15 protein-coding genes and 4 pseudogenes are annotated in these 21,077 nt (G+C 35.3%); 4 read left to right on the plus strand and 15 right to left on the minus strand.

Annotated elements, in window-relative coordinates; genetic code table 11:
- Positions 1-111 precede the first annotated feature (111 nt).
- Complete coding sequence (locus tag QSG86_RS16065; RefSeq protein ID WP_317032410.1) at positions 112-2,049, plus strand: ATP-binding protein; 1,938 nt, start codon at positions 112-114, stop codon at positions 2,047-2,049.
- Between the two features lie 536 nt (positions 2,050-2,585).
- Here QSG86_RS16065 and QSG86_RS16070 read toward each other — a convergent pair.
- Complete coding sequence (locus tag QSG86_RS16070) at positions 2,586-3,146, minus strand: Ail/Lom family outer membrane beta-barrel protein (RefSeq protein WP_317032411.1); 561 nt, start codon at positions 3,144-3,146, stop codon at positions 2,586-2,588.
- Positions 3,147-3,602: 456 nt separating this feature from the next.
- On the opposite strand from QSG86_RS16070, the pseudogene QSG86_RS16075 reads away from it, so the two are divergent.
- Positions 3,603-3,910, plus strand: a pseudogene (locus QSG86_RS16075) (zinc ribbon domain-containing protein); the annotation flags it as partial.
- A 109-nt stretch (positions 3,911-4,019) separates the two neighbouring features.
- Here QSG86_RS16075 and QSG86_RS16080 read toward each other — a convergent pair.
- From QSG86_RS16080 to QSG86_RS16090, 3 genes are all read right to left on the minus strand, one after another.
- On the minus strand, positions 4,020-4,739 hold the full coding sequence (locus QSG86_RS16080) for an SDR family oxidoreductase (protein ID WP_317032412.1): 720 nt from the start codon (positions 4,737-4,739) through the stop codon (positions 4,020-4,022).
- Positions 4,740-4,898: 159 nt separating this feature from the next.
- Entirely contained in the window at positions 4,899-5,093 is a 195-nt protein-coding gene (locus QSG86_RS16085) for a hypothetical protein (protein WP_317032413.1), read from the minus strand.
- Between the two features lie 14 nt (positions 5,094-5,107).
- Positions 5,108-5,536 (minus strand): hypothetical protein, encoded by a 429-nt coding sequence (locus QSG86_RS16090; protein WP_317032414.1) that lies wholly within the window; start codon positions 5,534-5,536, stop codon positions 5,108-5,110.
- A gap of 76 nt (positions 5,537-5,612) precedes the next feature.
- On the opposite strand from QSG86_RS16090, the pseudogene QSG86_RS16095 reads away from it, so the two are divergent.
- Positions 5,613-5,819 (plus strand): annotated as a pseudogene (locus QSG86_RS16095) (IS982 family transposase); the annotation flags it as partial.
- 52 nt (positions 5,820-5,871) lie between these two features.
- On the opposite strand, the gene QSG86_RS16100 reads toward QSG86_RS16095, so the two are convergent.
- The 11 genes and pseudogenes from QSG86_RS16100 to QSG86_RS16145 form a co-directional block, all read right to left on the minus strand.
- On the minus strand, positions 5,872-6,237 hold the full coding sequence (locus tag QSG86_RS16100) for a hypothetical protein (protein WP_317032415.1): 366 nt from the start codon (positions 6,235-6,237) through the stop codon (positions 5,872-5,874).
- Between the two features lie 19 nt (positions 6,238-6,256).
- Positions 6,257-6,622: a hypothetical protein gene (locus QSG86_RS16105; RefSeq protein ID WP_317032416.1), complete on the minus strand. Its 366-nt coding sequence runs from the start codon at positions 6,620-6,622 to the stop codon at positions 6,257-6,259.
- Positions 6,619-6,990, minus strand: a complete 372-nt coding sequence (locus QSG86_RS16110) for a hypothetical protein (protein WP_317032417.1) — start codon at positions 6,988-6,990, stop codon at positions 6,619-6,621. The genes QSG86_RS16105 and QSG86_RS16110 overlap by 4 nt, the downstream gene beginning before the upstream one ends.
- Before the next feature lie 683 nt (positions 6,991-7,673).
- Entirely contained in the window at positions 7,674-8,093 is a 420-nt protein-coding gene (locus QSG86_RS16115; protein ID WP_317032418.1) for a hypothetical protein, read from the minus strand.
- A complete protein-coding gene (locus tag QSG86_RS16120) occupies positions 8,083-9,186 on the minus strand; it encodes a VENN motif pre-toxin domain-containing protein (protein ID WP_317032419.1) in 1,104 nt (367 codons plus the stop codon). Before QSG86_RS16120 ends, QSG86_RS16115 begins: the two co-directional genes overlap by 11 nt.
- Before the next feature lie 217 nt (positions 9,187-9,403).
- Positions 9,404-9,598: a hypothetical protein gene (locus QSG86_RS16125; protein WP_317032420.1), complete on the minus strand. Its 195-nt coding sequence runs from the start codon at positions 9,596-9,598 to the stop codon at positions 9,404-9,406.
- 14 nt (positions 9,599-9,612) lie between these two features.
- On the minus strand, positions 9,613-10,041 hold the full coding sequence (locus QSG86_RS16130) for a hypothetical protein (RefSeq protein WP_317032421.1): 429 nt from the start codon (positions 10,039-10,041) through the stop codon (positions 9,613-9,615).
- Between the two features lie 964 nt (positions 10,042-11,005).
- Positions 11,006-13,378 (minus strand): annotated as a pseudogene (locus QSG86_RS16710) (hemagglutinin repeat-containing protein); the annotation flags it as partial.
- A gap of 3,168 nt (positions 13,379-16,546) precedes the next feature.
- Positions 16,547-17,509 (minus strand): annotated as a pseudogene (locus QSG86_RS16715) (filamentous hemagglutinin N-terminal domain-containing protein); the annotation flags it as partial.
- Between the two features lie 60 nt (positions 17,510-17,569).
- Positions 17,570-18,091, minus strand: coding sequence for a toxin-activating lysine-acyltransferase (locus tag QSG86_RS16140; RefSeq protein ID WP_317032423.1), 522 nt, complete (start codon positions 18,089-18,091; stop codon positions 17,570-17,572).
- Positions 18,092-18,103: 12 nt separating this feature from the next.
- Positions 18,104-19,861, minus strand: a complete 1,758-nt coding sequence (locus tag QSG86_RS16145) for a ShlB/FhaC/HecB family hemolysin secretion/activation protein (protein ID WP_317032424.1) — start codon at positions 19,859-19,861, stop codon at positions 18,104-18,106.
- Positions 19,862-20,311: 450 nt separating this feature from the next.
- Between QSG86_RS16145 and QSG86_RS16150 the strand changes: the two genes are divergently transcribed.
- Entirely contained in the window at positions 20,312-21,061 is a 750-nt protein-coding gene (locus QSG86_RS16150) for a metallophosphoesterase (protein ID WP_317032425.1), read from the plus strand.
- Positions 21,062-21,077 lie beyond the last annotated feature (16 nt).

Below are 21,077 nucleotides of genomic sequence, written 5' to 3' on the forward strand. Positions count from 1 at the left end.
TCATGGGTCTAAACAAGATTCAGGTTATGATCATTGTGATTTTTTAACTATCAGGGTGTTATCTGGTGTTAACTCTATTTTGTGTACTAAAACAAGCTCCTCTCTAGCATAATGTCTATATTATTTTACTTTGCACAACAACATGGAAAATCAATACTTTTACAATGTTTTTTAACATTATGTTTGTTGATCAGTACTGTTTGTTTTTCGGCTCAAGTAGAAGATGAGCCGATTAAAATGCAATCGCAAAATAGAGTATGTGTCGCTGAAATACGTACAGTTCAAATTGCCAAGGAAATAAGGCCCTCCGCCATAGGTTTACCGATTCAAGGAAAATGGTCTGAGGTCAAAAGTCTACCCGATCAATGGCAAGAACGATGGCCAGATTATCAGGGTAATGTCTGGTATCGTATAAAATGGAATTATCAATGTCCTAAGGAACAGCAAAACTCCCTTTCACTGATGATTGCTTCAATCAGTATGGCTGGACAAATTTTTGTAAATGAAAACTTACTCTGGCAAAGTAAATCACTGACAAATCCTTTATCGATGCATTGGAACATGCCACGGCAATGGATCATACTTCCTGCAGGGCTAAAACAGGGTGAAAATGAAATTTTAATTCGAGTAATACCTGACCAACTGATTAATTCAGGTATTGGTGAAGTTCTGATTGGAGAGACTTCTAAAATTGAACCTATATATAAACGTATATGGTTTGAAAAAAGAGGGAGCCAGATCTACAGCATTATTTTTGAATTGGTACTTGCCATTTTAACATTATTAATCTGGATTTTTAGACCTACGGAAAAAGCTTTTATTTGGTATAGCATTTGTACATTTTTTTGGATTATTTATATTGGAAAAAATCTGTTAGTAGAGCCATTTTTATTTTTAGATAATATCTCTATTGAACGTATTCATAATATCGTTTTTCTCTTATTTACATGGACAAGCTGCCTTTATACTTGGCGTTTCGCTGATAGAAAATTTAAATTACTTGAACGATCATACTGGCTAATCGTCGCTTTAGATATATTATTAATTATCGTTGTACCGGATACTTATCTAAAACCGTTATTGAGTATTAGTTTTATCATGGCATTTAGCTGTTATATGATAAATTGTTTAACATTTCCTTGGATTGCATTTAAATCTAAACGATTAGACACCATGTTACTCGCAGCAGTGATGGTACTCATCTATTTTCCTATCGGCATGCATGATGGTTGGCATATGTTGATGCATGATGGCACTTTATTGTCACCCTATACCTCACCCTTTACCACCATCATTCTTGCCATTATTTTTGCATTACGTTGGACAGATAGTATGAAGCGGATTGAACGCTTTAATCAAACACTTAAATCTACCGTTTTAAACGTAAAAGCTGAATTACTGGCATCTGTAAAGAAAACACATCAACTAGAACTTAAGAATGTTAAGTTACAGGAACGAATTAAATTAGCTCATGACCTACACGATGGCCTTGGCGGATCTTTACTACATTCTATGTCACTGGTTGAGCGTAAAGAGGAAAAATTATTAAATAAGGATCAGGTCTTGTCTATGCTCAAACATTTACGTGATGATCTACGGCAAATTGTTGATACCAGTGCAAGTTTGAATACTCAATGTCCAGAAACACCCGTGATTTGGTTAGCACCTATTCGTCATAGATTTAATCAATTATTTGATGAACTGGATATTAATCTTCATTGGAGTTTACCTGAAAAATGGCTATTTGAAGTTAATATTCCAGATTGTTTTGCATATCAACGGGTGTTAGAAGAAGCACTAACCAATATCGTTAAGCATAGCTATGCCACTCAAGTTTATATCAAGCTTCAGTTTGATATGGATGGGATGTTGACTTTATATATTGAGGATAATGGTATTGGCTTTGATACGGTTGCTGTGGAAAAAGCAGGTCTAAGTGTAGGAATGCGCAGCATACGATCACGAATGCAAAAAATACAGGCTAAATGCAAAATCAGTTCGGAATCAGGGAAAACCGTCCTATATATCATGAAAAAATATACAAAATAGCTTCAACATAGTGCCTTAAACACATGTTTAAACAAGCCATTTAACTTAGCTAATTACATCATCATTCATATCAATATAGAATCATTTCTGCTATTAGAATTAATAAATATAAGCTTTAAATCACTATATTTCTCTTTATCTAGCCGTTAAAGCAGGTAATGCTAACTTAGGCTGTTGATTGAGATTGATCCGCCCAGCAATATTTCAATGCTGTTTGTCTAATCGCTAAAGAGTGGTAGTTTTAGCACATTATATCGCCTTGATCATCTACAGGACTGCCTTCTTTAAGCTTAATTTCTGACAAAAAGTAGGTTTTGCTTTGATAACATAGCGCTTTGATCAGTATATTATCCTCTGCGTGGATATCTAGCTTGATTAGATGACTGTAAATCAAACTCTGGAAAGTTTAAAACATCTCATCAATCAAAGTTAAACTGTAATATATCAATTTTGCATAATGCTCAATATGTTACATATTAAAAAAGGCGATTGAATAATGACATCAATCACCTTCTAAATCATAGATTTAACTCTATTTAAAATTTATAACCGAGGCCGATATTAAAGCCATTAAATTTAATACTTTCACCTTCAGTTTTAAAACGAGTTCCTTCATAACCAATATTGACAGCAATATTTTTTACAGGATTAATAGCAACGCCAATCGCATAGGCGAATGTAGTTTTCTTATTGGTTCCAAACTTACTATATTGTGTTGTATTGACCATTCTCTGGGAATTATAATTTTCTTTGCCCTGTGCTAATCCCGCTAAGGTATATAAACTTAGATATTCATTAAAACGATATGATGGACCTGCTAAAATTGAAAAATACTTTACTTTATTTTCAGAATTAAAATATTCATTGTCATCATTTATATGAATACCCTCTTTTGCAGATGCATATGTCGTTGATACTACAGCCCCCCAAGGCGATTGATTTTCATAACGGTATTGTGCATTAACACCTTTTAAATTTTTAAAATTCTTTACATTTATTTGTGCATAACCAAGAGAAACGGTATGATTTGCTGCAACAGCATGAATGGATGTACCACACATCCCAGCTACAACCACGGTATAAATAAGATTTCTCATAAAATTTTCTCTCATTTTTTTTAGAAAAAAGTAAAATTTAACTTTTTAGGACATTTTTTGTTTTATTCACCCGGACACTCTATAAATATTTTCTTTTAAAATCATCAGTTTAATTTGATATTATTCGTCTAATGAGTTAACTTTCAATCATTTAAAATTTATTTTTTTAATTTTTATACTGATAAAAATCTGGATTTTTACCAAAAAATATCTGTATTGTGATTAACATAGTTCGGGTTAGTGATTGAAAATAATAAAAAACTGATACATAAACAATAGCAAAAAATATATATGAGCAATTAAGTCATGATTTTTAGATAAATAAATGGTCATACTCTCTTGAGATAGTCCCTCATCGACAACACGATATGTCTTAGTACCAGTATATTGCCTAATATATTTAAATTTGTATTAACAGTATCATGAGATTTAACACTGATCAGCGTTGATTTAGAATGGTTGAAACTTGTTGATATGTTGAAGTACAAGCAAGAATGACGAAGGGGTTTACGTATCAAAGTAGACCCTAAGTATACAAGTTAGACTTGTCGCTTATGTAGTCATGTTGCAAAAGAAAATAGGTAAACTCAGGCGAAGGTTGAGTGTGTCAGTTGTAGTTTTAGCGAGAATGTAGATATTAATGCTTCTCGCAACATTTTGGCGGTAGGACATACCGTTTTGTCTGTGGAGGGAAGATGCGGTAAAGGTCGCCCTGTGAAAAGCAGAAAGCAAGTGAAATCCGTGAGGAAGTCACCTATCCCTGAGAAACGAGTTTCGCAAGGAGCTATGCGAAAGTGATGAGCGTATGTCAACAAAAAGGTCGTCTAATTTTTTAAATTTGCTATAACGTATATTCTGTTGATATTAAATCGTTTACATATTGGTATCTTTCATGGCTGGCATTAAAATTTCTTTAACACAGCTTGCATTAGAAGTAGAAATAATAAACTTAATAGCTTGAATCACATCTGCTAAGGGAATTAGAGTGTGTTCTGTTTCTTTTAAAACATGATCTACAGGTATTTCTATGTCGTACTCTGTCGCGAGATATCCTAAATTTAAGATTGTTACCCCTATTAAATCATGACGTAATAGTTCTCTTAAGGATTCAGCAATACCTCGTAATGCAAATTTTGTCGCTGAAAATATAAGTTCTTTTCCGTTATGATTTTCTACCCCCCACGTAGAACCAATAAGAATGACTTTAGCATTACGTGATACTTTTAAATTTTGAATTAAGGTTTGAAGTGATTGTATACAAGTTGTGATATTGGTGCTGATCATTTGATTAATTTCAAATGAGGATATCTTTTCAAAATCATAACTTTCTGTGAAAGCAGTTGTTTCCCAAATACCAACGTTATAGATCAAAACATCTACTTTTTTATCAGTGATGATCTCTTTGATTTTATGAACTGCAGTTTCACTGGAGGATAAATCTGCTTCAATCCAGTGTAAATTATCCATCTGAATAGGAGCAGATCGAGATACGCCATAAATAATATCATGCGCTTCAGGTATGGATTGAATAATCGCTTTACCAAGCCCTTTACTTACACCATAAATTAAAAAATTCTTGCTTAAAGGATTCATAGATTCATATCGTCAAAATTAATTTTAGAAAGTATTACCGATTAGCATGATACTTTATTTCTGTGGTTGCTATGCTCATCGATGAAATCGATAATACAACTAAGTATTAGTATTTTTTAATATTTTTCCACCCACTCTTGATTAAATTGATCAAAAAATTTATTGAGTTGGTTCTATTTTTTTAAATTCTGGAGGACTTTTACATTTTTTCAAATATGTCTTTTGTTCATCTGCTGTTAAATATTTAAAATTATCTGGGTGTATTGCACAGTCTTGGTAATAATAATCACTTAAAATTGAACAACCAGATAAAATACTCATCGACAATACAACAATATATTTAACATTTTTCATTATTATTTTCCTTATTAAAGTATAGGTATATCAAATACTGATTGGCAACCTGGCATTTTTTTACTTTCACCAAAACAAACTGTTGGATGATTTCTTTTTATGCCACGAGGATAAAACTTAAAACCATGATCTAAATAACAGTTTTCACGAATTTTAGAAATATTCTTACTATTTTCACTTGTCAAATTTTTAATAATATTTTTTTGCTTTTCCAAAGAAATTTCACTAAATTTTTCAACAGCTATTACCGAATTTATAGAATAATCAGAACAATTAAGTGATATTTTTTCTGCCTCAGATTTAGATAAAATAGGATGTACCCATAACTCATCATAAGGTGCATAATCATTATTCCACCAATTTCCTGTTGCAAATAACACTCCACAACCAGTCAAGGATGTGTTTAATAGCAAAATAAATATAAAATTAATAAGATTTTTCATTAAAATATTTCTCCTCTGCCCCTTTTACATTAGGTCTAATTAATATTGGTGCTGATTTATTAACATGCAGACAATGCAGTTTACTGCGTCAGATGAATATCACTTAAGACAACGTAACAAGATAGAAACTTTATTCAACTTATTGAAAGGGCAATACAATTTGGTCACGAGTAAAGTACGTAGTATTCATGGATTTCTAAGTGGAATTTATGCCTCGTTATGTGCATATCAATTCACTCATTTAAATAAGCTAACAATTCAAATTATGAAGTCATCGGCTTAAGCAGGATTCGGGTTATTATTACTCTCGATGTATTCTCAAATTCGTATCATGATTACTGCACTGGCAAATCACAATATTTAGTTTTCAAAACCTCTAATTGTTTTAGTCTATTTTCATAAGATAAAATGCCATTATTTAAATCTGTATTCGAAACATAATCTGCTGTGTCTGTTCCTAGCGATAAAACTGAGGCAATTCCAGAAAGTACGTTCGCTGATGTATTTAGGCTTTTACTTTTTTTATAATGTGCTAAAGCCGTTTGTGATTGTTCAATATTTTCCTGAATCACTTTACAGTCACTCATACTATTTAAATCACTTATATCTGCTTTATAAATCGGGTTAACAGGTGCCAAATTGGAATTTGTACTACAGGCAGCCAATAAAAAACTAGGTAGCAATATCATTAATTTATACATTTTATCTATTCCCTATAACCTAATTACAAAACCCTGTCGGTTTTCCTTTCAAGGTGCAACTTTCATAATTACTTATAATATAACCCTTTTTTTTCATACAGTTATCTATACTAATACGCCTTGGTATAATATCTTCATCTTTCATATCTGGAAATTGCGCACTTAGATCAAGATTCCCAGCATTATAATTTCGTACCCCACATTCAAATACATCCCTTTTTCTCTGTTCTACATCTGTATGACCTATACTTTCTTTCTTTTGGTATGCCTGAATTACTTTATAACCGTTATAAGTATCCGGATTATATTTAGGAACCACACGTATTGGAATACAGCTTGCTAAAAGCAATGTAGATAATAGACAAATTATATTGACTAACTTCATTTCCCTAATCCTATTATTAGCTGTAGAACATCTGGTGAAACTAGATCTGCTAACGCAAAGGGTGCTGATACAGGTATAGCAACAACTGTCGTTATGCGAGAGGCTTTATTTTCAAACTCTGTTCGATTTGTTGAAGTATTTCCATCTTTTCCATACCACCCCCATATTTGTCCACCCAATAAATCATGAGTACCTGCAAAGGATTCAATTAAGAAATCTACAAAGCCCCCATTTTTATAAGGGATACCTCCTAAAGTTCCTCCAATCATTTGCGATCCACCTGTTAGACCAGACATTTTGTCATATGGAGAGTCTTTTGTTTTATCCTTTAATATAGTGTCAAATACAATTTTTTTATTATAAATCATTACAATAACCTCTTTCAGGAATACACTTATCATGTACCCTATGCCAATCTTTATTATCTCCGAAAGCTGATTGAACAAGAAAATATTTACTGGCAAAATGTAAGCACTCTCTATTATCAGCACCTTCTCTTTCAGTATATAAACCCATCACTCCAAAATCGAACTAATAGACTATTATCTATCGTTTGTTGTACAGCCAAATAGTAGAATTGGAGTAAGAAATACTACTATTTTAAAATGGGTTAATTTTATAGTTAATAACCTTTCTTTTTCATGCAATTCTCATAATAATTAAGCCATACACTATCTACTGGTTTTAAATTAGGATACTTTTCATTTGCCTCACCTGAACAACTTTGCCCATCATCTATTTTTTTTCATTATAAATAAAACCATCATTCAAAAATCGAACTAAGTTGTTATCACTAGCATTTGTTGTACAACCAAATAGTAGAATTGAAGTAAGAAATATTACTATTTTAAAATGGGTCAACTTCATATGTATTAGCTCCTATAAAAATGGACATTTAATTTGCTAATTTTAGCGAACAAAATTCCCGAGGGAATCTATGTTCATTATTTTGTCTAGGATCAACAATATCTAGAAAAGGCTCGACATATTCAGCTCCTATAAAATCCAAATATAGCTGATCTAGACTTTAATGCGACAGAACCAGAAAATCTTAATTAATAGGTTCACATCCTATAGGCTCATAAATATAGAACGTAACTTTCCCTTCGCTTATTTTTTCTATTTTTTTCAATCGTATTGAAGATGTATAAAAACATTTATAATTTGAAGCAACATCTTTTCTATTATTGCTTTCAAATAAATATTGAGATTCATATCCATCATCAAAATTTAATTTAATTATTTCTCTATATACATCTATTCCATTTTTATAAAATGTAATTTTTTCAAAGTCTTCATTTGAGGTAGATAGTTCTGCAGTGTCCCAATCAAAGTTTGTCAAACTTGAAAGTTTTATAATTGAAGACTGTTCTTTCATTAATAAATCACTATTAAATCGCCTTTCTATAACCAAGTAGTAAATAAGATATCCAACTATAATAAATAAAATAATAAATAATTTATTTTTCATTATATCGCGTCCCCCCAATAGTAAGTGGGAAATTAGCGTTTTCCTTTAAAATTTGACGTTTTTTCTGAACTGTAGATCCTGCACCTGTTTGATCTAAGTTTTTTAAATTTTTATTCGAAATTTCATAAAGTTCCGTATTTAATTTTACTCTCTGAGAGTCATATGTACCATTAGAATTCTTCACTACCTGATACAACCCTTGATTTGCATAAATATCTAAGGCTTTTTTTGCTAAATCAAAATTATCCAAATTCTGTAAGCCTAAACTTCTACCAATTTGGTTATTAAGTTGATCTGCTAACTCATCAGCCTTGTTTAAACTTAATCCAGTCTTTTGATTATAATTTGTTCCACCGCTGCTTTCATGTGCATTACCAACTTCTATGGCAATATCTGGGCCAAAACTTTTAGTTATTAACGCCTGCCATAATGTATGACGTAGTGCATTACCTAAACCGCCCTCACCAAGAACGTCATTCCTTGCATAACCTAATTTCGATAACTCATCTGGATTTAATAAATTTAATTGATAAGTAGATGCGATAGTAGATATGTTTGGATTCAGTATGCTTGAAGGATCTTGTATTCCTCCTATTTGCAAAGCAATTTTGGGATACTTTAAAGCAAATTGAACTTCCAATAAAAAATCATTATTCTCCACTGCATTATGAGCCACTTGCCCACTTTGCACTGTCGAACCAATATTTCCAGTACTCGCTCCAATCCCTGATGCAGCCAAACTTGTAATTGAGCTAATTGTACCTTTCTCATCCGCAGTTAAATCACTTGGTTTCTTTCCATATAAGTATTGTGAAAAGATAGGGGCTGCGGCTTCTGCTCCACCTGCGGATAAACTGGCAGTTAATGCATCATTACCGCCAGCGGCTGCAACTGCTGAACCCAATAAACCATGTGCAAAGATATGCGCTGTTTCTTGCCCACTTGTCAATTCGCCATTTGCATTTTTACTTGCCAGCTCTTTAAAGTACTGACCGACCTCATAACTTGCTGTTGGACTGAGTACCGCTACACCAATTCCCGTAACACTATTGGTCGGTGTAGACAAGCCAGCTGCAACAGTGTCTAAAACCAATCCTAACTTTTGGTAGTTATCTACCGTTTGATAGTACGCTTTGAGTTGTTCTTTATCTTGATCAGTTAAAACCAGATTGTTTTTCTCTTTTTCAAGGACATCCGCATATTCTTTTTTAATTTCATCCAGTTTTTTATTAATTTCTTGCTTCGCTTATGTTTTTATATCTGTTTTTTAGCATTTATTTGCCCATTCTTGATTAAATTGATCAAAAAATTTATGTAATTGGCTCTATTTTTTTAAATTCTGGAGGACTTTTACATTTTTTCAAATATGTCTTTTGTTCATCTGCTGTTAAATATTTAAAATTATCTGGGTGTATTGCACAGTCTTGGTAATAACAATCACTTAAAACTGAACAACCAGATAAAATACTCATCGACAATACAACAATATATTTAACATTTTTCATTATTATTGTCCTTATTAAAGTATAGGTATATCAAATACTGATTGGCAACCTGGCATTTTTTTACTTTCACCAAAACAAACTGTTGGATGATTTCTTTTTATGCCACGAGGATAAAACTTAAATCCATTATCTAAATAACAGTTTTCTTGTAATACGTTATATTTTTTGTATTTATCAGGACTTAATTTCTCAAAAAGTTTATCTTTTTCAGATTTTGATAATTTTTGATAATTTTTGACATCACTAACTTCCTCTTCAGCTTTATCTGAACATATAATTCTAATTTTACGTGCTTCATCTTTCTCTAATTTAGGATGCACCCATATTTCATCATAAGGTGCATAATCATTATTCCACCAGTTTCCTGTTGCAAATAACACTCCACAACCAGTCAAGGATGTGTTTAATAGTAAAATAAATATAAAATTAATAAGGTTTTTCATTAAAATATTTCTCCTCTGCCCCCTTTACATTGGGTCTAATTAATACTGGTGCTGATTTATTAATAGGGTTATTAGCATCGACTTCTCCCCATTTTTTAACATAATCTTTATAAAGTTCATTATCTACTTTTTCACCATTAACTCTTATTTGCTGAGGTGGAATCTCTGCAAAATAACTGCTATGCGAATAACACCAGAAACAGTTGCCTGGCAATCGCTGATTTCCACCCAATATCCCTGGAATAGAACCTACAGGGTCTGACTTATGAACTGCTGAGTATGCACTACTGTAATAACCATCCTTTGAAATATATCCATTTTTATACAATTGATTTGCATAATCTTGAACATTTGTGGCAGTTCCATCGAATCTCGACTGGCGAATAGGAATACCTAATATATTTTGGTTGTTGTTCAAATCTTGTAGTGCAACACTTGAGGTTAAACCACCTCGGCTATGGCTATTCAAATCTAATTCCAGAGGATTTCTATTTTCAAAATAAGTCTGAGAGTTTAATTTCGCGTAATTATATAAATCTTGATTTAATTTTTCGGAATTACTGAGTGGTAAATATCCACCAATGATATCGTTAAATTTATCATAACCCGCATACATAAGCTCTGATACCAATGAAGTTGTTATCCACCAACTATCATATTTTCCTGTTGGAGGATTCATTACAACAACAATGCCCGATTGATTGGTACTAGTTATATTCTGTTTTGATGCATTTTTTAAAGCATCATCCCGATCATTAAAAATACCAGGATTGGAAATAGTCACTATACTTTTATCAATCTGTAATTGTAATTTTTCTTCTGGTGTTAAATCGTCTAAAGAAAAAATTTGTCTGCTTTGACATTCTTCATTTGGTGCACTACATGTCTGAAACCACATTTCGTTAGGTGTATTTATTGCTCGTTGTACCCGATCAGCTTGGGTTGTCAAATACATTCCTGTTAATGCTGTTGTATCTCCAAGCCCCCAAACAGCACCTAACCCAATATCAACCCAGCGAGTAATCTCATTTAACTTATTTGCTTCTAGATCAAGCTGTTTTGATACATCAGTATCATAACCACCATTTTCTTTTCTAATTGCTGTAGCTTCTGCTTTTTTTTGATCAACTACTGCATATAACTGTTGTTTGACTTCCTGACGATTTGCGTCAAACTGCTGTGTCACATCCACTTGTAAATCAATCTCACTTAAGACTTTGTCTTTATTAAAGTTGTTTTTCAGTACACCACTATTTTCTTTAGCATTGTCTGTGGTGATGTTAGTGTGAATGGCTTCTTTGGCTTGCTCTGCACTTTGTCCAGTCAATGCTTGTTGGCCTTGCTCATCTGTAATCTTAATATTCTTGGTATTGATACCACTCTGGGTCACACTACTATCAGATTCACTGTCAATCCCTAAACCAACTGATGTACCTGATCCTCTATTCCCTTCATTGTTCAATACTACACCTTGTTCTTGTGAAGGTGCTTTTTGACCAAGACGGTCCCCACTAACACTCATACTTCCACTTAGACCAATCCCTTTAGCATCATATTCACTGACATTTTTGATATCTGAGGCGGTGAGTGTTCCCGTACTCAATGCATTCTTACCCGCATCTTCTGCTTTTTGAGTTGAAGTAATAATGGCGCCCTTTAAGTTCGTATTGTTTTGGACTTTAATTTGATAACCATCATCACCTGCATAAATACCTGATTGCTCACTCACCGATGCATAGTTGGCATCAATATCTGATTTACTAAAACTGCCTGAAACAGATGCACCATAACCTACTGTTGCTTGTGCTGAAATATTCTGCTGCTTAGCTTCATACGTTGCCTTGTCTTGTAAACTTTCTATATTCAGTTCTTTAGCTGTAATGCTTACGCCTTTGCCTTGTACTTGACCACCAATAATATTGGTCGCATTACCACTATTAATAACCGTTTGACTCTCTTGTGAACCAACATGGCTATTCAAATAACTGGTTTCTTCGCCATTATCTGAACCCTTTCCTAAATTACCGCCTGCTGTTACACCAAGTGCCAAACCACTTTTACCATAACTAACCGCAACACCTACATTCCATCCCTGACTCTTATTGCCAGACTCTTCTACACTATTTTGTTCAAAAGCTTTAATATTAATATCATTGTCTGCAATTAAATTTGTACCTTGTTTACCCAATACATCTGAACCCACAATATTAATATCCGATTGCTCCCCAGCACCTGAGGAACGATCAGCAGAACACTGCTCTGCCGTTTCGCAAGATGTAGCAGTAGCGGAATGAGCGATAATATTGGTTTTTCCACCGGCATAAACTTGACTTGATGCACCTGTAGTACTTTCGGTATGGCTAAAGCTAGTATCTTTCTGCTCACCATAGGTCAGACTAACACTGACATTGGCTGCATCCGCTAAATTTTGAGCACTTGTTGCTGCATCTTTTAACTGTGCAAGCGACTGACCAGCCTTATACGCATCAAATCCAGCATTAGCGGCTGCCATTGCATTGACACGATCATTCTTACTTTTTCCAATTTGTTGTGTTGCGTTGACAGCAGTTTGAATCGCAGCAACGACAGGAATATTCACTGCAAGCGTAAACCCTTTTTGCTCACGTTCATACAAGTAGTCATTTTGTTGCTGTTCCGCAGCAGCTTCTATATTGACTTGCTGTGCAATAATATTCACATCACCATTTTGTGCTGAGACTGTACTGCCAGTTTGTTGGTAGTTTTTCCCTGCAACAATTTTGGTATTACCATTTAAACTCCCTACGGTCGAAGCAGTACTGGTTTTTCTCTGATTTTCATTATCAGTACTTTCTTTGACTTTACCCACCGTAAAGCCAATACCACCACTACTAAAGAGTCCTGATTTTTCTTTACTAAAGAAATGATCTTCTGTTGAGCTTGTTGTTGCTGACTCGATGCTAATATTATTTTTAGCAGTAAGTTGCGTATCTTGATCGGCAATAACATGACTGCCTTTTATTCCAATATCTTGTTCAGCTTGCAAAGCGATATTCTTGCCACCAATCACACTCGCAACCGCTTGAGTATTTGAAGCGCTGTCTTTATAGGTATAAGTCGATGAGCTCAGTAAGCCTTTACTATTACTTTGTGTCGCATCATCTGCTGTTTTTGTATATTCACCAGATTCAACTTTAATATTCTGAGCCTGTGCAACAACATTGCCTTGGCCACTATTAATTTCAGATGCACGAAGTTGAATGTCTTGACCCGCTTTGAGCTGAATATCATTATTTGCCAGAATTTGACTACCAACTTCACCAGACTCACTACGTTTGACGTAATTATTCGCATCTCGAATATTTTCTTGTTGTTGCGCAACGGTTACCGTGCCTAAATGAATATTATTCTTCGCATCCAGTTGCGTAACGCCTTCTTGACTTGCATTGGAAATGACACCCGCTTTCAAATGAATATCTTGACCTGCTTTGAGTGAAAGTATTCCTTCACCCTCTGCATTTGTCACATACACACCTGCTTGGCGATTTAAATGTGTATTTGAACCTTGCTCATTTTTAGTGGTATTTGTTTGGGTCACAATATTAATATCGCGCCCAGCATCTAAGAACAATTGCTGTTTAGCATCAATCACCCCACTGACATTATTAATGTCCGTATTGGCCTTCGCAGACAACTGATTGGCCGTGATTCGTCCACCAAGGTTATCAATACGATCAGCTTGGATCACCAGTGCATTACGTCCGGCTATCGTGCCACTGTTTTCTAAATGATTGGTCACATTGAGTGCGGTATTACTCCCAGCTAACAATGCCCCTGAACCATTAATATCGCCAGATTGTAGCCGAACATAGACTTGTGGCACCAATACTGTTTCTACACGGCCATCTGCTAATGTGATTTTTTGCTCAACCAACCAAACGATGTCAGTGGTTAAACGCGCAATTTGTTCAGCACTTAAGGCAACCCCAACGCTTAAATTCATCTCTTTGGCTGCACTCATCCCTGAGTCCATCAATGCTTTAAATTGATCTTCAAGGTTGTTATAGCCGTCTAAATAGACTTGGCCTGTGAGTTTAGCAATTTGGTCATTCACCAATTTTTGTTCATAGTAACCATCCCCTAAACGCTTGTGCATGTTTTGTGGATCACTATTAAACATTTGCAGCATGTAATCACTGCCCAGCCATTTTTTATAGTTGGTAAAACTTGGATCAGTATTTATTAAATATTGACCATTGTTCGGATTAACACTAAATAAACTACTATTCGGTAAAGTAGTGTTAACATCACCCGTTCGAATACCAATACCATCTTGATAGGCTGATGAAATATTTAAGGCTTCAGTCGAACCTGAGTTATTTTGTATCTGTGCATGTTCTTGATAGGAAAAAATACCCAAATTTAAATCAGTCATCATCGGAGCTGGTCGATATGAGGATGTATCATGTCCTGTACTATCTGCACCGCTATGATGCTCACGCCAATAACTATGCAGGGTTCCCTGATCCGTCACAATAGTTTGACCCAATGTTTCATGATTCACTAAATCATCAACCGAGACGACTAAAGTCTTTCCTGCCAGAATTTGACTGTCCGCATTTAACAGCGACGTGCCCGTAATTTTAATATTACCGCCAGCAATCATCTGCCCAGGTGCAGAATCAATCACTTGCGTTTGCTCTGTGATTTTATCGTAATCATATTTATGCCAGTTTTCGTGCCAGATGCCATCAGGCGTTACCATATGGTCATTTTCGTCAGTTCTTTTAATCCCCCACCCTAATTCTTCTTGGCTACCTGCTGCATAACGTTTATTTTGACCTTGTACTTCATATTCAATGATATGTTGGCGATCAACCTCCTTAATTTCTGTTTTAAGGTGTTGATTCGTATGACGGACAACTTGGCTATTGATGGTTAGGTCATTTCCAGCTTCGATCTTGGCACTATGATTATTTAAATTTTTCGCCTGACCTTCTGCATTCTTTGTGCGACTCAGTTGACCTGCAATCACCATATTGCCTTCACTTGAAAGCAAAGCACCTTCTTTATTGCTAATCTGTTGCGCACCAATATCAAGTTGTTGACGTGCGGCAATCACAGCAGCTTTATCTACGTCTGAAACGATCTCATTTTGATTAATCAATTCATTTGCTGCGATCGCAACATGGTGACCATAAATTTTACCTGTTCCAATATTATTTAACTGTTGGTTAACTTCAATGAAGCTTTGACCATTACTATTAATTTCGCCACGGTTAATTAAATTTTCACTGCCAATATGAATTTTATTTTCCGCAACTAAACGACCATTTGCTGTATTTTCAATGGTTTGTGCTTGAAGGCTGAGTTTATTTCCTGCACGTAATTCAGTGCTATTAATCAAATCTCCAGCAGTCTCAATCGATAATTGATTGCCTGCACTGATGTTATTTTGTGTCGTAAATGAATGCTTTAAAGTCAAAGCTAAATCATGACCCGCAGCTAATTCACCGTCCGCAGTAATTGATTTTGCTTGAATATCAACATCCTGATTCGCCAGAACCTGTCCATCACGGTTATTGATATTTTGTGCCTGTATCGCAATATCTTGTGAAGATAATAATTTCCCTTGCTGATTATTGATGTCTCCACTATTAATCAGTAACGTTGTTCCAGCTAGAATTTGACCGTCTTGATTGATGAATTGACCACTATTCAGATTTAAGTTCTGCTCAACTTGTAACTTTCCACGGCTATTATCCGCAGACCCCACATCAATATGACTGTTTTGGGTATAAATATCGCCCTTAATATTATTAAATTGCTCTCCACTGACATTCAAAGTATTCAAATTAAGTTGAGCATTCTGATTATCTAATCCCTTATCAAGATTTAAACTAATCCCACCATTGGCCGTGATTTTTCCCGCATCATTTTCAATCTGATTAGCTTGAATACTGCCTTGAGCAAAGCTGGTTGCAATCGATGTATTGGCTGAACTGGTACGACCGCCACCAGCTGCTGTCGTTGGTACTGAATTTCCTGAACCCGTACTAACACTTCCAGTATTGCCAGTATTCGACCCAGAACTTGTTCCACCACTGGTATCGACTTCCGTATAACCAATTAAGCCATTTTGACTATTACTTAAGGTATTGGCTTCTATCGTCAAATCTTGTAAGCCGGTTTGAATAATGTTGCCACTTTGATTTTTTAAGCTGGTTGTTTCTATATCCACCCGTCCAGCATTGAGGTCACCTGAGTTTTGAATACGATTGCTATTACGAATATTTAATTCTGCAGAGGTGGTAATTAAGCCTGTATTTTTAATATTCTCAGTTTGAATGCTTTGCTGACCTAAGCTGGAAAATGTGCCGCTGTTATTTAAATCTGTGCCTTTAATCTCTAATGTGGCTTGATTCGGTGTGGTTTTATCTTGTGCCACCACCGCACCACTATTCAGCACTTCCCCATTGGCACTAATTTTAATATTACCCGCTGAAGCAAATACTTGCCCCGCATTGTTAATCCCGACGCCTTTCTCAGTACTGATTAAACTGATCTTACCGGCATACATCCCTCCTAGGTTACTGGTATCAATCGCAACTTGTGGTGCTGTACCTGTCGATGTCGCAGTCGCCTGAACGCTTCCTATTTGTGCCGTTCCTGCAATATCATTCTGTCCAGTCACTACCGTAAGTTCATTCGCCCAAATCCCTGCATTAATAGAGGCTGCTCGGCTTAAAATTTGGGTATAGTCGGTTTTACTGGTATCTAAACCTTGTCCAGTGATATTAATCAGCCCATCACGAATTTGAAATCCTGTCACTTGGCCATTATTCAATCGTGGATTACCGCTAGAGAGCGTTACACCACCCGTATTGATAAAACCACCACCATCGACATTAATCCCTGCTTGATTGGCAATAATCACATCCGCCTTACGTCCACCGACCTCAATATAACCATTTAAATGGCTGGGATTACTGCTGTTAACCTGATTAACAATCACTTTGGCTTCGCCACCGGCAAGCCATGGATTGGCTTGAATATAGCCTCCTAATTGCGTATTGGTGTTCTGACGACTGTTATTCAGAATTACCCCTTGTTGATTGACATCAAATTGTTGATAGTGATTCATTGATACGCCAGCTTGGGTTGGCGTCTGAATATTCACCTGTGTAGTGCCATTGGCACTGCTTAAAACAGTTGGACGTTGATTCCCCGCAGCATTTGGATCAGCAATCACATTGGCCTGTGCCGTTTCAACTGCGCTACTGATCAAGGCTGTTCCTGTGATCAGCATTAAAGAGAAAGATAAAACTTTTAGACCCAAATTCTTTTTAGACGTAATAACCGTAGTTTCAAGCTCAATTGTTTTATTATTTTGTGTTGTACTTTGTCCCGCAGCAGATACATGCTCTGCAACCGCAATCATTTCACCACGAGCTTTACTAAAAATCGTTTTATAAAAGTGCTTATTCATTTTGTTTTGCCTATAAGGAGATTCACTTTCTCAATTCAATAAAGTGAGTATTTTTTTAAATTAAAATTTATTGTTCGTTAACAAAAGGTTTTGCCACTGCTGAAAGTCTTTCAAAGCGACTTGATTTCCTTTGAAACGCTTTACTTTCAAACCTGTTTTTTTACCACGATGGTATAAAGAGCTCATACAAGCTAATGGAAACAGCTCGCCTACGACAATCTTGCTCATCATCTTGCTATGCCCAAACGGAGCAAACCAATCAATAATCCATAAGCGATCACCACTGTTCCACTCATATACAGGCATAGGCAAGCCTTGATTTTTAATGTACTTTTTTTCAGTCTCAGCATTCAAAAATGCCCAACTGACATATCCAACAACACGATTATTTTCAATGAACACTGCAAACTGCCGATGCTGTAAAAATGGAACGACTCGTGTCATCAAATAGCTTAAAGGTGCATCCTTTAAATTCGGTACGTATTGCCATAACCACATAAATGAGCCTAAAACCTCAGCTTCACTCCAATGTTCAGAAGGATAGTGAGATGGAGCAATTAAGCTAATATTTCCAATATTCATCACAATTACTCCTTAAAATGAGTAGCTCGCACTAAAGCCATAATTCAGATCAAAGTTTTGAAAATACTCTGGTTTCTTAAGCGGCTTTCCAATAAAGGCGTCATAGTAGAAGGTACCCCCCACTTTAAATTGACCACGCAGTCCCATTGCACCACCCACAAGGGTTTTACCCAACAACCACTGTGCAGATTGACCGTCCACATGCCCTGCATCGAGTGCCATATAGAATTGATGTGATGGGAAAAGAGAAGTCGCTAAATCATTACGCCAGTAAAAGCCACGATCAGCGGATAAAGTTAAATCACCATCAAAACCACGCACCGTATAGCGTCCACCAATTGAAATTCGATCTTGTACACTCAAAGGTGTCTGATTATATTGGCCATGAAAACTGCTGGAATAACTGAAATTCTGCTGATCTAAGCGAAATGGGACTTGTAGACTGGCATCAACTGTCCAAATCTTCATACGCGATGTTCCTTCATCGAAAGCTTCTTCAATAGCGCTTAAAGCACCAAATGCTCCTGTACCGCGTCGATATCCTAGGCCTAAATCTAAAACCGCTGCTTGAATATACTGACGATGATTAAAATCTAGTTGCCAGCCAGCGACATCTCGTCGTTGTACCGTTAATTCAGCATCATCGATAAAACTCTTAGACGTCCGATGCCAACCTTTTAATGTTGCTGTAGTTTTTTTACTGGCATCACGATAGAGCAGTCGTGTGAGAGATAAGTCTTGGTTATGACTTAAGCCATTGTAGTCATAAACGTTGTTTGCAGCAGCAACGGCCTGATCATATTGATAGCGACTCACATTGGCACTGACCAACCAATTTTTATAAGGAATTGAATAATGAATCGCATAGTTATTGCTACCACTGTCTACCGTTGTTCCATTTTGATCGGTAATTGATTGCTGATCGGCAAGGTTTTGTCCGAAAGTTACATAAAATAAATCACTACGAAATAATGGGTTATCTAAAGATAAAGTCACATTACCTTGATATTTCCCTGTTTGATGACTCCCTGCATCATCAACACTCAAAGTCACGCGAACCGGTATGGTACGTTGTTTCCATTTCACGATAACATTACTTTGATTTGGTGCAGAGGCTGGCACAATTTCGATATCTGCCTCAACAGTGGGTACACGCTTTAAATTTTCTAAACCTTGTTCTAAAGCACGAAGATTCAGTACATCACCCGTTTTTAATGGAAAAATATTCTTGGCATATTGAATCCGTCCAGCATGGGTATTTTGATCATCCTGTTGATCAATTTTGATTTCTCCCAATAAACCCGGAATCACGGTTAATTTTAAAATGCCAGAACTTAAATTTTGCGGTGCCACTAAAATTCGTGTAGTGGTATAGCCCTGACCAATAATGATGTTTTGGGTCTGACTCATGAGCAAATTAATGCGCTGCTCGCCCATACAGATGCCATCACTAAACGCTAATTCTTTTAAGGCCTGCTTGAGATATTTTTCAAAATAAGCATTCATCTCACCATTTAATTGGACTTGATGAATAGGAAAACAATGTTGATCTTTAAGATCTTGAAGTCTAAGTTGTGATTGATTTTGTGTTTGATCTAACAAGACATCACGTTGTGGCTGAGTAATTTTTTTAAGTTCTGCTTGTCGTTGTTGATTACGAATGAGCCCATCCACTGCTGGATCAAATTTTCTGGCGTTTAATAAAGTCAATATCATAAAAACCCCAGCTCCAAAGGCAAGCTGAGAAATAAATCTATTTCTACTTTTCATATTATTATCATTTAGTAGATCTAAACTATTGACTATAAATCATACAAAATTAATTTTAAATAGTATAAAAATTACACTTGGTATCATTAATTAATCAAATATATGATATAAAAGACACAATATCGCTACATATAGGCAAAATATATCATTAAAAAATGTAATCATTTATGACATAAAGACTTTAATGATAAACATATCCAAAGACCATAAAAATAACTTTAGATGCTATATTGCTGTCTTAAATGCAAAAAGACCAATAGAAAATAGCGCTAGAGGATGTAAAAATATTGCGCTTCACTTTAGCAGTAATACCATACCTCAAATTGCCAGATGGATTGAACAGATCACCAGATTAAAAGCTTCTCTATAAGCTCTACATGTTATGCCTTTAGCACTTCAACAAAATTTTTTCTAGATGATCTTTTTTTCGATCCATATCAGGAGGGCCAATTGAAACTACAAATTTTATCTGATACACATAATTCAAAATATCAATTATCTGACGATGCTGATCTTATTATTCATGCTGGAGATTTCTCTAACCACTTCGCTGGAGCAATTGAATTTGCTGAATATTGTCAAAAATTGAACAAAAATTTTATTTTTGTTTTGGGCAATCATGATTACTATGGCGCTCATTATGATTTTGTTATCAATTTTTTAAGAGAAAATTATCCTCAAAATGCCCTTTTAGATGATAATCATATCAAAATAGCAGATAAAATATTTGTGGGTGGTACATTATTTACGAATTTTCGCTCAAACGCTCCTCTCACTACCCCCGACAAACTTTTACAATTTAAAAAAGATGCAGAACAATCTATCTATGATTTTGAAAGAATTATGATAGGGGCCAGTAACCGCACGATAACAGCGGATGATTACATTCTATTATTTCAACGGTATTATCAGAATATCATGCAATTTAAAGATCAAGAAAATGTTATTGTCATCAGCCACTTTCCACCTCATTTAGCCTGCCTTGATCCATACTGGGGACATCATCCAATTGCATCTGCACTTAATCCATACTTTATTAATGATTTAGATATCACTGGATTTAAACTGTGGATTGCAGGACATACACATACCGCTATTGATACAGTCATAGATGGATGCAGATTAATTATTAATCCTTTAGGCTATCCACAAGAACAAGGGAAAAATGGTTTTAGAGAAAATTTAATTATCCATATTTAACGACATTTCACCACAT

It is taken from the genome of Acinetobacter sp. SAAs474 (assembly GCF_032823475.1).
Lineage (GTDB): Bacteria > Pseudomonadota > Gammaproteobacteria > Pseudomonadales > Moraxellaceae > Acinetobacter.

Excerpts from the sequence above, each read along its gene's own strand:
- QSG86_RS16140 (WP_317032423.1), bottom strand. The coding sequence starts at position 18,091 with ATGAATATTGGAAATATTAGCTTAATTGCTCCATCTCACTATCCTTCT.
- QSG86_RS16110 (WP_317032417.1), bottom strand. The coding sequence starts at position 6,990 with ATGATTTATAATAAAAAAATTGTATTTGACACTATATTAAAGGATAAA.
- QSG86_RS16085 (WP_317032413.1), bottom strand. The coding sequence starts at position 5,093 with ATGAAAAATGTTAAATATATTGTTGTATTGTCGATGAGTATTTTATCT.
- QSG86_RS16100 (WP_317032415.1), bottom strand. The coding sequence starts at position 6,237 with ATGTATAAATTAATGATATTGCTACCTAGTTTTTTATTGGCTGCCTGT.
- QSG86_RS16145 (WP_317032424.1), bottom strand. The coding sequence starts at position 19,861 with ATGAAAAGTAGAAATAGATTTATTTCTCAGCTTGCCTTTGGAGCTGGG.
- QSG86_RS16125 (WP_317032420.1), bottom strand. The coding sequence starts at position 9,598 with ATGAAAAATGTTAAATATATTGTTGTATTGTCGATGAGTATTTTATCT.
- QSG86_RS16065 (WP_317032410.1), top strand. The coding sequence starts at position 112 with ATGTCTATATTATTTTACTTTGCACAACAACATGGAAAATCAATACTT.
- QSG86_RS16070 (WP_317032411.1), bottom strand. The coding sequence starts at position 3,146 with ATGAGAAATCTTATTTATACCGTGGTTGTAGCTGGGATGTGTGGTACA.
- QSG86_RS16105 (WP_317032416.1), bottom strand. The coding sequence starts at position 6,622 with ATGAAGTTAGTCAATATAATTTGTCTATTATCTACATTGCTTTTAGCA.
- QSG86_RS16115 (WP_317032418.1), bottom strand. The coding sequence starts at position 8,093 with ATGAAAAATAAATTATTTATTATTTTATTTATTATAGTTGGATATCTT.
- QSG86_RS16080 (WP_317032412.1), bottom strand. The coding sequence starts at position 4,739 with ATGAATCCTTTAAGCAAGAATTTTTTAATTTATGGTGTAAGTAAAGGG.
- QSG86_RS16090 (WP_317032414.1), bottom strand. The coding sequence starts at position 5,536 with ATGAAAAATCTTATTAATTTTATATTTATTTTGCTATTAAACACATCC.
- QSG86_RS16130 (WP_317032421.1), bottom strand. The coding sequence starts at position 10,041 with ATGAAAAACCTTATTAATTTTATATTTATTTTACTATTAAACACATCC.